Origin of the sequence: Bifidobacterium callitrichos DSM 23973 (genome assembly GCF_000741175.1) — a bacterium.
GTDB lineage: Bacteria > Actinomycetota > Actinomycetes > Actinomycetales > Bifidobacteriaceae > Bifidobacterium > Bifidobacterium callitrichos.
In genome coordinates this window covers 260,200-275,022 of the sequence record NZ_JGYS01000003.1, presented here as the reverse complement: position 1 = coordinate 275,022, position 14,823 = coordinate 260,200, and the positions used below count along the sequence as shown (strand labels likewise).

Sequence of the window (14,823 nt, the reverse complement as noted above, 5' to 3'; positions counted from 1 at the left end):
TTTGGCGGTCGCTGGTAGTTCGACGGCACACATCGCCCTGATCTTCATGAAACGCCTCCCGATGGGAGGCGTTTTTCTGTTTTTGGGGCGATTCCCGCCGTGCTGTTCACACACGGCGAACCCATCCGGGGGTATTCTTGGGAATCACAGGGGGCGACGTCGCCAACCGCGTCGTCGCATATATATCCTTAAGGAGGTCGTCATGATCAACGACAAAGCGATTCTCGTCGGCGTTGACGGATCGAATGCCAGCTACAAGGCCACCTGGTGGGCGGCCAATTACGCCAAGCACGCGGGACTCACACTGCAGATCGTCTGCGCGTATTCGCTGCCCAGCTACGCCGCCGTCAGCTTTGATGCCACCTACACCGCGATGGGGGACGACAACGCGGCCCACTCCGACGCGCAGGAGATCCTCTCCAAGGCCAAGGCCATCGCCGACGAACAAGGCGTGGAGGCCGCCACGCTCATCGTGACCGGTGATCCGGCATCCGTGTTCGTTGAGCTGAGCCGCAACTACAACCTGATCGTCATTGGCAACCGCGGCAAGGGCGGACTCGCCGAACGACTGCTCGGCACCACCTCGTCCTCGCTGCCGGCCTACGCGTACTGCCCGATCGTCGTCGTGCCCTACACCGATGACGACGGCAACCTGATGCACCTGAACAACACGATCACCAAGGTGGCCGTCGGCTCCGACGAATCCAAGTGGGGTCTGAAGGCGCTCGACATCGCCGCGTCGTTCGCCCACGCGTGGGGAGCCGAACTCGACGTGATCTCCGCCGCGCCGCAGGTCAAGGGCGCCGACGACGCCGTGTACGAGTCGTACATGGACGATCTGGAGACCCGCGTCAAGCCGCTCGAGGAGCAGTACCCCGATCTGGTGATCAAGAAGCGCATCGTGTCCGGCTCCGCCGTGGACACGCTCACCAAGGCCAGCTACGACCATGACGTCGTCGTCGTGGGCTCCCGCGGCCGTGGCGGTTTCACCGGCCTGCTGCTCGGTTCCACCAGTCAGGGACTGATCCAGCACGCCGCGGGTCCGGTCTACGTCGTGCCGCGCAAGTACGTCGAGGCTGCAGAATCGCGTCTCGACACCGTGCCGAGCTCGCCGGCCGAGGTCACCCCGAAGCCGCTCGACGACATCTCCGGTGTCGAGGAGATCCCGGTGCCCACCGCCAAGCCCGAAGTCGTCAACGAGATCGAAAAGACCATCGACCCCGAGCACTGACCGGCGGCCCTTGGCCCACTCCTCTTTTCTCCGGCCCCGCTGACGGGACGTTGCCGTGAAGGCCGTGAAGCAAATGGAAAAGCTCCCCACCCGGGGAGCTTTTCCATTTCCATTTATCTTTACCGTCAGTTTCGGTAATCGCGTCCGCACTCAGTGCTTGACCGTGACCTCCATGCGCACCGGCGTCTCCTGCACGTACGTGTGCTTGACCGTGCACGCCTTGTCGATGTGGCGGGTGATGCGCTCCTTGAGCTTGTCGGCGTCCTCGTCGCTCAGACCCGCGTCGGAGGCGTCCACGACGACCTGCTCGTTGAAGTTGATGAACGCGTCGCTGTCAGCGTCGTACGTGCCATCCACGACGATCTTCGCGCCCTTGCCCTCGCCCAGAGCGTTCTCGACCGCGAACTGGCTGGAGAGCGCCGCGCAGCCCGCCAGGGCGATCTTCACCAGATCGCCGGGCGTGAACTGGCCGCGATCCTTGCCGAACTTGATGTGCGCGCCGTCATCGCTGAACGCGTCCCAGGAACCGTCCTTGTTGCGCTCCACCCACAGTCGCTTGCCCATAATGACTCCTCATTGTCGTGTCTGTATTGTGATTGTGCGCGCGGCGCGCCTGCCGTGCCGCGATATCTCCCAATCTAGCCCATATGTCGCTTCGTGAGGCACCGATGCGATCGTATTCGGTCATGACGGTAGTCAGCTACACTGGTGGGCATGGCTTTGACCGAAGAACAACTCGCTGACATCCGCTCCCGCATCCCCGCACGCCCCGTCACGGACATCTCCATGCCCTATGAGGATCTCGTGCGCCGGATCCTGACCGAAGGCACGCTCAAGTCCGATCGCACCGGCACCGGCACGATCTCCCTGTTCGGCCAGCAGATGCGCTTCGATCTGTCCCGGGGTGCCTTCCCGCTGCTCACCACGAAGACCGTTTTCTTCAAGGGACTCGCCTACGAGCTGCTGTGGTTCCTCAAGGGATCGCGCAACATCCGCTGGCTGCAGGAGCGGGGCGTGCACATCTGGGACGAGTGGGCCGACGAGAACGGCGACTTGGGCCCGATCTACGGCGTGCAGTGGCGCAGCTGGCCCGCACCCACGCCCGAGGACCCGAACCGTACGATCGACCAGATCTCCAATGTGATGGACCTCATCAAGCATCACCCCGATTCTCGCCGCATGGTCGTCACGGCGTGGAACCCGGCCGAGGTCGAGCAGATGGCACTTCCGCCCTGCCACGCCCTGTTCCAGTTCTACGTGGCCGACGGGCGCCTGAGCTGCCAGCTCTACCAGCGCTCGTGCGACATGTTCCTCGGCGTGCCGTTCAACATCGCCTCCTACTCGCTGCTCACCCTGATGATGGCACAGCAGGCGGGACTCGAACCGGGGGAGTTCGTGTGGACCGGCGGCGACTGCCATGTCTACGACAACCACGTCGATCAGGTGCTCGAACAGCTGTCGCGCGAACCATACCCGTACCCGAGAATCGAGATCGACAAGGCCGATTCGCTCTTCGACTACCGATACGAGGACTTCCACATCCTCGATTACCGGCATCACCCCACCATCAAGGCACCCGTCGCGGTCTGACGGTCGCCGCGTGACACTAAACTTGCCGCTAGCCGAAACGCATTCAAGGAGTATGAAATGGAGCATGACAGTAGCCGAAGCGGCTATCACGAACCCGAGCCCGGAGAAGCCGGGCTTGAGGAGATCGAGGACTGGGGTGACGATTTCCCCAAGACGTTCTCAATCAACCTGATCTGGGCCGAAGCCCGCGACAAGGAAGGTCGTCCGGGTGCCATCGGCTTCGACGGGGGCATGCCTTGGCACTTGGCCGAGGATATGAAGCATTTCAAGGAACTCACCGTCTCGCATCCGGTCATCATGGGTCGACGCACGTGGGAGTCGCTGGGGGCGAAGTACCGCCCGCTGCGCAATCGCGACAACATCGTCGTCTCCCATGACGCCTCGTACCGTGCGCCGGGGGCCACCGTCGTCGACAGCCTCGAGGACGCGCTCGATCTGGCACGTCAGGAGGCCATCCCGGATGACGGCCTCGACCGTTCCGAGATCTGGGTGATCGGCGGGGCGCAGCTGTTCGAGGAGGCGCTGCCGGAGGCGAACAAGGTGTACGTCACCCTGCTCGACACCAAGGTGGACGCCGACACGTACGCGCCGGACATCGCCGCGCTCGCCAAGGCCGGACACTGGGATGTCGCCGACCGCTCCCCGTGGCTCAAGCCGGACAAGGAGAAGGACGGCAAGGACATCCGCCGCTACCGTTTCCTGACGTACGTGCGCGCCGCGCGCTGACACGACATCGAATCAGCAACGCCGAATCAGTGAACCTGCGAACCGGCGAACCGACAAGGACTGCAAGGATACATATTTCATGGCCGATAACCGCACCAGCGACCATAAGAGCGACCACAAGTACACGGTGATGACCGTCTGCACCGGCAACATCTGCCGTTCGCCGATGGGGGAGATCATCCTGCGCCACTACTTCGACGAGCGTGGACTCGGGGACCTAGTGGATGTTGAGTCGAGCGGCGTCTCCGATGAGGAGTGGAGTCATCCGATCGACCCGCGCGCCGTGCACGTGCTGCGCGAGCGCGGTTACGGTGACGAGATCCCGCGCAACCACTTCGCGCATCGCATCTCGCGCGACGAGATCGCCCGCACCGATCTGTTCCTGCCGATGACCGCCGCGCACATGCGCTCGCTGCTGCGTCTGCTGCCGCCGGGCAAGCGCGCCGAAGTGCACATGTACCGCAGCTTCGACCCGAACCTGCCCAAGCCGCCGGCCGGCCGCGAGGACACGATCGATCTGGTCGACCCGTGGTACGGCGGCCCGCACGAGTTCGAGGTCGCCATCGACCAGATCGAACAGGTCGCCCCCTACATCGTCGACTGGGTCGCCAAGCAGCTCAAGGCCGAAGACAAGGGTTGAGTGGTTCGAGAGGCCGACTGAGGGCGGGCCTTATAGCTCCAGTTGCGGTCGTCTCCGCCAGCGAGCCTCTGTAGTTGGCACATAACGGACTCCCGAAAGCCTTCGGAAGTCCGTTATCCATAAGAAGACCGTATCTGCTTGCAGTTAACCGACGCCAACGGCGTGATTCGCGTCCGTTTCATACCAGAAAAGCGCCAAAACCCTTGAGTTTCAGCGCTTTTCATGGCTTTTGCCACAGGTACCCCCAGAGAGAGTCGAACTCTTCGTGACGGTGGCGTCATAGCGCCAATCCGCGGAAAATGGCGGTTCACGCACATGTCATGGCTCACGCAGACGTGGGTGCATCATGCAGATGCGTGTCAAAAACGTGTCAAAACAAACCCGGTAAAAGCCGGTGGATGATCGGCGTGTTGGGGTATCTGGCTGGTGCAGTCGGTGCGCAGTCGGAACAGAAGAAAGTAAGTAATTCCAATAGTTAGTCCAGTGAGAACAAAAAACTATTTTATAGAGGTCGCATAGACAGAGGGCGTGCAGGTGGACTGGTCGCTATGTGCCGGGGTGGTGGTGTCGTGCGGCTTTTGGTTTCTTGTGTTGTGGGTTCGCTCGGGTATGCTCGTGGCTTGTTGTAGATGATTCCGCCGGTGAGGGGGACGGTCATGGACATGAGGGCTGACAAGGCGACGCTGTTCGCCCGTATGGACGAGGGGCAGTACTTCGACCGCAAGAGCGCGCGTATCAAGCCGGAGGACGTGTCCCGGCATCTCATCGCGTTCGCGAACGCCTCGGGCGGCCAGCTGGTCATCGGCATCGAGGACGACGGGAGGATCACCGGGTTCAAACGGGACAACGCCAGATCGGTCGAGTCGTTCGAACAGATCCCGATCACGCAGTGCGCCCCCACGCCGCAGGTGAGCGCGCGGCGTGTCCCCTGTGTGAACACGGCCGGGGAGAGCGACATGATCCTCGTGCTGGACGTGGCCCCGTCATCGAACCACGTGGTGGCGAAACGGTCGAACGGCGACGTGTACCTGCGCGAGGCGGACCGCAGCGTCCTGCTGGATCGCGAGCAGGTGCGCGCCCTGGAGTACGACAAGGGGCAGCGATGGTTCGAGGACGAGCCGGAGTCCCGGTCGGGCATGGATGACGTCGACCACGGGGTGCTGGACCGGTACAAGCGAGCCATCGGCGCGGCCGACATCCCCGGTGAGCGGGTGCTGCGCAGCCGCGGCTTCCTTGTGGACGGACATTTGACGAATGCGGGCGTGCTCCTGTTCGCGCAGTATCCGGCGGCGTTCCTGCCGTCGGCGCGCGTGCGCGTCATCAGGGTCGACGGGACCGAGCTGCATACCGGTCGCGGGTTGAACATCGTCAAGGATAGGGAGTTCGACGGGCCGCTGCCCGACGTGGTGGCGCAGGCCAGCCAGCTGATCGGGTCGCTGCTGCGCGAGTTCCAGGTGCTCGGTGACGACGGTCGGTTCCGCACGGTGCCCGAGTACCCGCGGTTCGCGTGGTTCGAGGGACTGGTGAACGCGGTCGCGCACCGCGACTATTCGATCCGCGGCGAGTACACGCGGGTGATGATCTTCGACGACCGGCTGGAAGTCACCAGCCCGGGCGCGTTGCCGAACCGGGTCACGTTGGAGAACATGCGCACTACCCGGTATGCGCGCAACCCGAAGATCTGTCATGTGCTCACCGCGTTCGAGCTGGTGCGCGAGCTCAACGAGGGCGTGCACCGCATGTACGAGGAGATGGAGGAGCTCGGCCTGCCCGACCCCGAGTACAGCGAGCCGAATGATTTCAGCGTCCGGCTCGTGCTGCGCAACAACATCAGGCGGCGCGTCCCCTACCTGAACGGGCGGCAGGACGGGCCCGTCACCGTCGTCAACCGGACGGAGATCCCCGCCGAGGGCCTGACCCCGACCGAACGCACGGCCCTCACCCTCGCCATCGACAACGGGAAGGTGACGACCGGGGCATTGGCCGAAGCCGTCGGAGTAAGCGCCAGGACCGCATCGAAAACCCTGAAGGAACTGGTCGGCAGAGGGATCCTGCAATGGCATGGTTCCGGGACTCGTGACCCCAAGCAGTACTACACGTATTCGGGGCAGCAGGTTTGGAGTATTTCGGAGTAACTTCGGAGTATTTCGGAGTAGCCCCGACATAGTGACATCGGATTACGGCATTTCGCCGAAGGGAGGCGAGTGTGAAGCGTCGGTCCGGTCTGCGTCCCGGATGGTGATCTCGAAGGTCCATGCCCGGCGCGGTGCGGTAGTCGGGCAGGGGGGGGTCGAACAGCCCCGTGGGGTCGCCGTATTCGAGGTTCCGCAGCGCCGAGGCATTCAACCCGGTGCGGCGGGCCATCTCGTCGAGATCCACGCTCGCCTCCAGGCGTATCGCGAGGGGGTGCGGACGAAAAGTTGGACGCTTGGGCGTCAGGATTGGAGTGTCCGGATTGGAGATCGCAACGGATTCGCGGTCGATGAGTATCGATGAGCTTGCATGAGAAAACAGAAAAGCGCCAAAACCCTTGAGTTTCAGCGCTTTTCATGGCTTTTGCCACAGGTACCCCCAGAGAGGGGGATACGGCCCAGCGTCGTACAAGTCCACATCCACCACTCCGGGGGCAAATAAATTCACTTTCATTTCTTACAAAACCAATCATAGCAACGGTTCCCGCTTTCTTCCAATAGACACGCAAGCAGTGTTGCTCCTTAGCGTCATCTTCATGCGGCTGATGGTCGAAACGACCTGTGACGAGTGATCGAATCATCCTAAACCCCAATGATTGCAAGGCCTAAGGTGCCGTAGGTGCATTTTTAGGTGCAATGGCTCGCCGAGAGCCCATTCGGCCACTTGGTGGCATTTTTGGTGGCATTTTTCCGAGGCCGTTATGCGTGCCATCGATCCTGGATTCAGCACAAGGAGCATCATCATGTCCGCAAGGACGAAGAAGGACAGAATGGGGCCGTCGCCGGAGCGGCGGAGCAGATTCGGCACCGTGACGCCGCGCTACGACGCCGCGGGCAATCTCATCGCCTGGCAGGTGCGCTACCCGGACCCGAAACGACCGGGCAAGAAGGTCCAGCGCCAGTTCAAGCCGGACATGGAGCACGAGGCGCACCAGTGGCTCGAAAAGGAGCGGCATCTGGTGGAACTGGACCGCAAGAACATCCAGGAATGGGTCCATCCGTCCGAACGCCGCCGCAGGAAGCGCGCGAGCCTTATCTCGTTCGAGGATTACGTGACCCGATGGGCGGAGGGATACCGGCTGCCGAACGGCGAGAGGATAGCCGGCGGCACGCGCCGGAACCTGTATCTCGACATCGCGCACTTCATGCCGGGCTTCAAGGGCAAGCTCCTGACCGAGATCACGCCGAAGGACATCAAACGCTGGTACGACGCACCGCACCCCGAGGGGCAATGGGCGTTCCGTCGCTCATGCATGCGCCTGAAGGCGGCGTTCGCCAGCGCCACGAAGATGAGCATGGACGGCTCCCCGCCGCTGATCCGCGACAACCCGTTCATCCTGCCCATACCGCCAGCGCCACGATCCGCCAGGGAGGACGTTCCGCCGGTCACGCCGCTGGAACTCAAGCTGATCGCGGAGAACATGCCCGACTACACGAGACTGGCGGTGATACTCGCCACGCTCGTCGGAGGTCTCCGTTGCGGCGAGCTGTGCGGCCTGCAGGTCAAGGACATCGATCTGAAGGCCAAACGCCTGACCGTGCGCCATTCCGTCAACAGGGGCTATGCGGATCGCGGTTCGACACGCATCGCCAGGACCAAGACCGACTCCAGCCGGCGCACCGTGCCCATCCCCGACGGTCTCGTTCCCCTGATTCACGACCATCTGCTCAGGCACTGCGAATGGACGGACCCGGAAGCCATGGTCTTCCGCCCCAGACGAGCCTCGGTGATGAGTCAGACCACCCTGGAGGCCCAGTTCCGCAAAGCCAGGGAGAAAGCCGGCCGACCCGACCTGACCTTCCAGTCCCTGAGGGCGAGTCACGCGACCCTGCTCATGCTCAAGGGCGGCACCTTGAGGGAGGTCATGGACGAACTCGGCCACGTCAGCGAGAAGGTCGCCATCAAGCACTACCAGCGCATCGTCGCCCGACACCGCAACCAGATCGTCAACCAACTCGCCGAAGACTTCATCAAAGCAGCGCAATGACCACATATGGACGAATACGGATTGAGATGTCCTGCCGTCCGATGTATACAGAACTATTCCCAATATGGAATAGTTCTGTATACAATAGAGGTATGGCTATCAGAACGAATCGGACGCTGCTCACACGGCGGGAAGCCGCCCGCCGACTCGGAGTGAGCGAACGACGGGTCAGCGCGCTTCGCGCTGCCGGCCGGCTTGAATCGTTTCCCGTGGGAGGCGGCTCGCTGGTCACGGAGGATTCCGTACGCCGCCAAGCACAGTGGCAGGGGGCGGACGGGCGCCCGTATTCACCGGACATGGCGTTCGGGGCACTATACATGCTTAGCGGGCTCGACGCGCCATGGCTGGGCCGGCAGCAACGGTACCGGCTCAAAGGCTACCTGAGACAGATGGATGCCGAGAATCTGACTCGTCTCACCCGACGGCGCGCAATGATGGTCGAATACTGGTGCAGAGATTCCAACCTCGCCAAGGTCGAAGCCCTCATTCGTCCCTCCGCCGCCACCGGAGCATTGGCCGCCTCGTTCCAATTGACCGCCACGAACGTGGTGGAAGGCTACGTCACCGCCGATGCTCTAGATGACGTCATTCGGCAATGCCGGCTGAAGCAGGGGACGACGCCGGTTCGGGTGCGACTCCATGTCACCGACGGTCTTCCCGCCGGTGAGGGCCCTATGCCTCTCGGCGTATGTGCGGCCGACCTGGCCGAATCCAACGACCCGAGGGAACGCCGCGCCGGTCTGGAAACCCTCCAACGGCTGATCGATGAATATCATCGCAAGGAGCATCAGGCATGATTCCGACAATCCACATTCCCAGCACGGGCCATCCGTGGAGCACCGTGTACGCGGTCGCCGCGGCGGACATCCCGGAATCATGGCTGCTTACGGGCGGGCTCATGGTCCAGCTGCACGCCATCATGGGCGGATTGACCGCGCGTCCCACCACCGACGCCGACCTGCTCGCCGATCTCATGACGGACCGACGCGGCATCGCCAGACTGCGCAGTATCCTCGCCGCCCGCGGGTTCGAGACGCAGCCGGGCACGCTGACCGGATACACGACCCGCATGAGCGCGCCGAACGGCGACGTCGTGGATCTGCTGGTCGCCGACCACCTGCCCAAGTTCCTCGGCAACGACGCGACCATCGCCGGCACGCCGGTACTGTCCATGCCGGGCGGCGCTCAGGCCGTGGAACGCAGCATGCAGGTCGGACTTATCGACGACCAGAGCGGAACTGAAGTCACAATCCGTATCCCGGACCTGCTCGGCGCCCTGATACTCAAAAGCGCGGCCTACAGTGCCGACCACGCCGGCTACGGTGAACGCCACCTCTACGACGCCGCCCTGCTGGCATCACTCATCCCGGACCCTGACGCTGAACTCATGCGCCTGCACAGTGGTACCGACCGCAAACGCATCAAACTCCTGCGCGACCAGCTCACCGAGGATTCCCCCTACTGGGACAACCTCGACGAACCACACCGTCAGGACGGACTGGATGCCATCGAAACACTCGCCACATGGTAAATCATTTCCTGTAGCTTCGGCCGATGTTTGGCGACAACCTCTAGAGAAACGTGCCGTCTCGCATGGTGAGGGTGGTTTCGCATTGGGCCGCGACGCGTGGGTCGTGCGTGGCGAGGATGAGCGTGGCGCCTTGCCTGCATTGCGCGAGGAGCATGGTCATGATGACGTCGGCGGTGTGCGTGTCGAGTGCGGCCGTGGGTTCGTCGGCGATGATGATGGCCGGGTGCATCACGGTCGCCCGGGCGATGGCGATGCGTTGTCTTTCGCCGCCGGACAGTTGTCTGGGCATGCGTCGTGCCTTGCTGGCGAGTCCGACTTGTTCCAGTGCGGCCGTGGCGCGTTGCCGGCGTTCGGCGCGTCCGATCCGGGGGTTCGCGTATTCCATGGGGATGGCGACGTTGGCCCATGCCGGTTCGTCTTCGAGGATCGCGTAGTCCTGCGGGATGAAGCCGAACATGCGGTTGCGCCATGCGGAACGGTCCGTGTCGTTTTCCGGTGCCGGGCGCCCCTGCAGGAGCAGGGAGCCGGAGGTGGGTTTCATGGACAGTCCGATCATGCGCAGCAGGGTGGATTTGCCGCATCCGGACGGTCCCATGATGGCGATCGACTCCCCGGCCGAGGCGTGCAGGGATACGTCGTGCACGGCGAGGAGCTGCGCCTGCCCGTCCGTGTATCGTTTGGTCAGGTTTCTGGCGTCTATGGTCGTCTGTGGCATGGTCGGTGCTTCTTTCATTGGATGTGTGTGGTTGCGCGTCGCGCGGCGGTCGTCCAGATCGGGATCGCCATGACGAGGATGACGGCGATCATCGTCCGGGATGCGGTGGCCACCGGTTCCCCTATCAGCTGGAAGCATGCCAGTACCACGGTGGCGGGCAGCAGCATGCTGAGGATGAGTCCGGCGACGCGGATCGCCTCGTCCACGGCGGTGGCGCCGTAGAGCCGGCGGACGAGCATCGACGGCCGTTCCCGTGCGAGGGTCACGGACAGTGTTTGGATGATCACGATGACGGTGAGCGTGAGGAAGGCGGACAGTCCGAGCAGGTACATCAGTGCGCGTACGATGAGGTCCTTGTCCCGTTGGGGTTGTTCCGTGTTCAATCGGTGTGGCACGAGTATCAGGCCGGCGTCGCGGCTTCCCGTGATGAACTCGTCGAGCCGGGTCCGGGACGGGTTGAACATGACCGTTTTGGTCACCGCCTCTTCGAGTTCGATGTCGTTGAGCCGGTTCAACGAACTCGGGTCGAGCCGGATGACGAGATACCGGTCCAGGTTGATGCCGGCGGTGTTCGGGTCGAATATGGCCGCCGAGGCCGGTAGCGTGCCGGTTACCTTGACGTCGGTGCCGGCGATATGCACGCTGTCGGGCGCCTGCGCCCGGTCCACCCGGTAGCCGATGGACGCGCAGGGCGCGTGGGAGCACAAGCCCAATCGGGGGAACACGTCGTCGACGTTGCCCATCAGGATGATGGTCGGTATGCCGTTGGCGAACCCGGGATCGTCGATCTCGATGTTGTTGATGATCGCGGAGTACGCCCTGCCCTGTTCCAGCATGTCCTGCAGGCCATCCGCCACCTTGGGGTCCGTCTTGCTCGGGGACTGCAGGAGGTATTGCGGGGAGAACGTGACCGCGTCGGCGGCCCGCAGGCGGGCCTCGCCGCCGATCACGCTGGACTCGGTCAGCACGTCGCTGAGCGTCATCGTGAACACGCTGCCTGCGAAGACTACGAGCAGCGTGATGCCGAGGATCGATCCCCATCGCCTCAATCCCATACGGACGCCGGTCATCAGTTCATGGATCATCGTTCCACCTCGTCATTCGATCGTATGCCGAACCATTCGGCCAGACCCGTCACCAGCACCGTCAGGGCCGTCCCGCCGATGAAGGCCGCGGCGAACGCGACAGCCGGGCCGATGCCGGTCCTGCCCGACACCACGGTGATGAGCACGGCACTCAACATGGTTCCCGCCAGCACGCCCGTCACAATCGAGGCAACGGCCCCGCGCACCCGGCCCGCCCACACCTGCCTGCCAGTGGCACCGAACAATCGCCTGACATGCAGGTCGGCCTTCCTCGCCGTCTCCATCGTCGTCACGCACACGCAGGCGCAGACCAACGCCAGTACGAGGAACAACAAGGTGACGCCCACGAAGGAATCCCCGGCAAGGGACGACCACAACGACTGCGCCTGAGGCCGGGTCACGTCCATGCCACAGCGCGCGAACAGATCCGAAATCTCCCGGAGCCGCTGCGGGTCGCTCGTGTTCACGTACACGCTGCCGGGAAACAAGGGAACCGCCCCCAACGGGAGCACATACTGCAGATTGCCGCCCACGTTCACCCCCGGAACCCTGGCGACGCCGCCGACGGAAAACCCCTGGGGCAGCAGCGGGGCATCCCCATGCTCGCGCCATTGGCCGGCCGAGAACGACGACTCGATCACACAAGCCATGCGACTGTCCATGTCCCGGCATCCGCGCGGAAGCGCATCGGCCCATCCGATGGAGGACCCCGACGACTGGAACACGATCGCCGGCCAACCGTCCCCCACGGAACCCTCCAACAGGGAAATACCGTGACCGGAAAGATACCTGGCCAGATCACGCGTCGCCTCAAGATTCTTCCCGTCGTCGTGCTCGGCATCCGCCGAAGCGGTCAGCACCAGTTGCGTCCGCGCATCGGACATGCCCCACTGCGAGCCACGCCAATCAAGAACGCTCCAGTACACAGCCCACGCAAGAAACGAAGACAACACACCCAACAGCAACGATATTGCGCAAATGGATGTAGAAAAAATCTTTAGATGATGGGTAATTTTTAGCATTCCGTATCTTTCCAATCACGGTATTTCTAGATGGGTGCAATAAGAAATGCGTCAGAAGTATTCAACGCCCCAGTAATAGTGCGTGACGTACTTATCGCCCCACAATACGGAATCCCAGACGGAGTCCGTCCTGCTTCGAACCTGAGTGTCTCCTGAATAGGAAGCAGCTGATGTATACAGGCGTCCGGTATCCAGACTGGGGCCGGCCTGTCGGGTGAAGCGCTGATATCCGCGACGCGCGTGACGCCCGCCATCATTATAGGAGGCCTGAATCTGTACATAGCCATTCACCTTGATGCCGCCAATGCTGCTTTCCCATGTGCGACCATAATTCGGACCGCCGGCAAAAGCGGTAGAGGGCAATGCGATGCCAGTTATACCCAGAATTGTCGCAAGGACAATTGCCGTAAATTTCTTTCGCACAATCATGATTACTCCTTTGTTTTTGTTGGGAAATTTGGAATGTGTAAAGGCATACGTAAAAACTAGATGGTAATTACTTTCCTTTCTGCTAGGTGTCGAAGCCCTATGACTTCATCTTGCAAGATTCAGTCTTCTGCCCAAGCGAGAGAGAAGCAATCAGAAAAGGAGTTATTGACATCTAGAGATGACTTGCAATACGTCAATCGCGGGAAGGGAGAGATACAACTAGCTGCTTCTATAACCCGCTTAAGGCCGATTATGTTTGTTTTTGTCATCTCTGGATGACAAAAACAAACAACGGTTCTTTCAGCATATCTGCCTACACTGGTTTTTGGTTTCAATCTCCCCACAAGGCGCACGCAGGGTGCGCCTTTTCGCGATCGAGGGAGATCAATATGCCGAAAATCAGGCATTCCCATGGAAACCATCCGCAGAAGCCTCCGCGAAGCAAGTGGGGAACCGTGCTGGCCCGTTATGACGGAACCGGCATGCTAATCGCATGGCAGGTTCGATATCCGAATCCATTAGAACCTGGCAAACGCGTCCAACGCCAGTTCAAGCCGGATCAGGAGCTCGAAGCCCGTAGGTGGTTGGAAGCCGAAAAGTATCTTGTCAGTCTCCATCGTAACGGCATCGCCGAATGGGTTCATCCAACGGAACGAAGCCGACGAAAAGCCGTCGCGGAAAAGAGCCGGACACAACGCAATATGCTGTTCCGCGACTATGTGATGCGATGGGCCGAGGAATACCGGCTGCCCGACGGCAATGGTATCGCCGGTGGCACGCGTCGCAATCTTTATCTGGACATTGGCCATTTTTTGCCAAGTCTTGGGGACCTGCCGCTTAACGAGATCACTCCGTCCATTATCAAGGCTTGGTATGATGCGCCTCACCCGGAAGGACGGTGGGCGTTCCGACGCTCATGCATGCGACTGAAGGCGGTACTGGAGTCAGCCACCCGTGGCGGATTGGACGGTTCGGAGCCATTGCTGTCCTTCAATCCCTTCATATTCCATATTCCGCCAGCGCCACAGCCCGCCCGCATCAATGTACCGCCGGTGACTCCTTCCGAACTGATCCTGCTGGCTGACGCCATGCCCGATTACACCAGACTGTCCGTATTCCTCTCGACTTTAGTGGGTGGTCTGCGATGTGGTGAACTATGTGGGCTTCAGGTGCAAGACATCGATCTGAACAGGCAGATACTTCATGTCCGGCACTCCGTGAATCGCGGTGACGCTGACAGAGGGGATCTCCAATTCGGTAAGACGAAAACGGAATCCAGCATCAGGAACGTACACATCCCGGATACCCTGATTCCTCTTATTCGACAGCACCTTTCTGATTACTGCGATCTGACACGACCGGATTCGCCGGTGTTCGTGCCCAAACGTGCAAGAATCATGTCCCAGACAACGCTGGACGGCCAGTTCGCCAAGGCCCGGCTGAAAGCAGGACGCCCTGATCTGACATTCCAGGCATTACGAGCCAGCCATGCAACATTACTCATGATTCAGGGTGGAACGTTGCGGGAAGTCATGAATCAATTGGGACACGTCAGTGAGAAGGTGGCTATCCGGTACTACCAGCTCACCGTCGCCTCACATCAGAGTCAAGTGGTTGACGAGCTTGCCGAATCATTTATGAGCGACATTCAGCGGCGTGAGTCCTAGACCAAAG

General features: G+C 61.6%; 14 protein-coding genes. 9 read left to right on the top strand and 5 right to left on the bottom strand.

The features are described 5' to 3' along the window. The first annotated feature begins 202 nt into the window (after nucleotides 1–202). On the top strand, nucleotides 203–1,231 hold the full coding sequence (locus tag BCAL_RS03030) for a universal stress protein (RefSeq protein WP_043167715.1): 1,029 nt from the start codon (nucleotides 203–205) through the stop codon (nucleotides 1,229–1,231). A gap of 150 nt (nucleotides 1,232–1,381) precedes the next feature. Here BCAL_RS03030 and BCAL_RS03025 read toward each other — a convergent pair whose 3' ends face one another. Beyond that, nucleotides 1,382–1,795: an OsmC family protein gene (locus tag BCAL_RS03025; protein ID WP_043167717.1), complete on the bottom strand. Its 414-nt coding sequence runs from the start codon at nucleotides 1,793–1,795 to the stop codon at nucleotides 1,382–1,384. 222 nt (nucleotides 1,796–2,017) lie between these two features. On the opposite strand from BCAL_RS03025, the gene BCAL_RS03020 reads away from it, so the two are divergent. From BCAL_RS03020 to BCAL_RS13675, 7 genes are all read left to right on the top strand, one after another. Continuing rightward, nucleotides 2,018–2,821, top strand: a complete 804-nt coding sequence (locus BCAL_RS03020) for a thymidylate synthase (protein ID WP_181162456.1) — start codon at nucleotides 2,018–2,020, stop codon at nucleotides 2,819–2,821. Nucleotides 2,822–2,878: 57 nt separating this feature from the next. After that, on the top strand, nucleotides 2,879–3,547 hold the full coding sequence (locus tag BCAL_RS03015) for a dihydrofolate reductase (RefSeq protein WP_043167718.1): 669 nt from the start codon (nucleotides 2,879–2,881) through the stop codon (nucleotides 3,545–3,547). 79 nt (nucleotides 3,548–3,626) lie between these two features. Continuing rightward, nucleotides 3,627–4,187: a low molecular weight protein-tyrosine-phosphatase gene (locus BCAL_RS03010; RefSeq protein WP_052119338.1), complete on the top strand. Its 561-nt coding sequence runs from the start codon at nucleotides 3,627–3,629 to the stop codon at nucleotides 4,185–4,187. Between the two features lie 662 nt (nucleotides 4,188–4,849). Then, nucleotides 4,850–6,322, top strand: a complete 1,473-nt coding sequence (locus BCAL_RS03005; protein WP_202961933.1) for an ATP-binding protein — start codon at nucleotides 4,850–4,852, stop codon at nucleotides 6,320–6,322. An 800-nt stretch (nucleotides 6,323–7,122) separates the two neighbouring features. Further along, nucleotides 7,123–8,367: a tyrosine-type recombinase/integrase gene (locus tag BCAL_RS02995; RefSeq protein ID WP_052119031.1), complete on the top strand. Its 1,245-nt coding sequence runs from the start codon at nucleotides 7,123–7,125 to the stop codon at nucleotides 8,365–8,367. 92 nt (nucleotides 8,368–8,459) lie between these two features. Continuing rightward, a complete protein-coding gene (locus BCAL_RS13680) occupies nucleotides 8,460–9,164 on the top strand; it encodes a helix-turn-helix domain-containing protein (protein WP_223849697.1) in 705 nt (234 codons plus the stop codon). Further along, entirely contained in the window at nucleotides 9,161–9,898 is a 738-nt protein-coding gene (locus BCAL_RS13675; RefSeq protein WP_081887206.1) for a hypothetical protein, read from the top strand. The genes BCAL_RS13680 and BCAL_RS13675 overlap by 4 nt, the downstream gene beginning before the upstream one ends. A 40-nt stretch (nucleotides 9,899–9,938) precedes the next feature. Here BCAL_RS13675 and BCAL_RS02980 read toward each other — a convergent pair whose 3' ends face one another. Genes BCAL_RS02980 through BCAL_RS12595 form a run of 4 tightly spaced genes read right to left on the bottom strand, consistent with a single transcriptional unit; the run spans nucleotide 9,939 to nucleotide 13,149 of the window. Continuing rightward, complete coding sequence (locus BCAL_RS02980) at nucleotides 9,939–10,613, bottom strand: ABC transporter ATP-binding protein (RefSeq protein ID WP_043164762.1); 675 nt, start codon at nucleotides 10,611–10,613, stop codon at nucleotides 9,939–9,941. 14 nt (nucleotides 10,614–10,627) lie between these two features. Then, the gene (locus BCAL_RS02975) at nucleotides 10,628–11,698 is read right to left on the bottom strand and encodes a hypothetical protein (RefSeq protein ID WP_043164763.1); all 1,071 of its coding nucleotides are present in this window, start codon (nucleotides 11,696–11,698) and stop codon (nucleotides 10,628–10,630) included. Continuing rightward, nucleotides 11,695–12,720 carry a hypothetical protein gene (locus BCAL_RS02970; protein ID WP_043164765.1) on the bottom strand — a complete coding sequence of 342 codons (1,026 nt, stop codon included), beginning with the start codon at nucleotides 12,718–12,720 and terminating at the stop codon, nucleotides 11,695–11,697. Before BCAL_RS02970 ends, BCAL_RS02975 begins: the two co-directional genes overlap by 4 nt. A 51-nt stretch (nucleotides 12,721–12,771) precedes the next feature. Further along, on the bottom strand, nucleotides 12,772–13,149 hold the full coding sequence (locus BCAL_RS12595) for a hypothetical protein (RefSeq protein WP_044089000.1): 378 nt from the start codon (nucleotides 13,147–13,149) through the stop codon (nucleotides 12,772–12,774). A gap of 389 nt (nucleotides 13,150–13,538) precedes the next feature. On the opposite strand from BCAL_RS12595, the gene BCAL_RS02965 reads away from it, so the two are divergent. Beyond that, nucleotides 13,539–14,816: a tyrosine-type recombinase/integrase gene (locus tag BCAL_RS02965; protein WP_043164767.1), complete on the top strand. Its 1,278-nt coding sequence runs from the start codon at nucleotides 13,539–13,541 to the stop codon at nucleotides 14,814–14,816. Nucleotides 14,817–14,823: the final 7 nt, after the last annotated feature.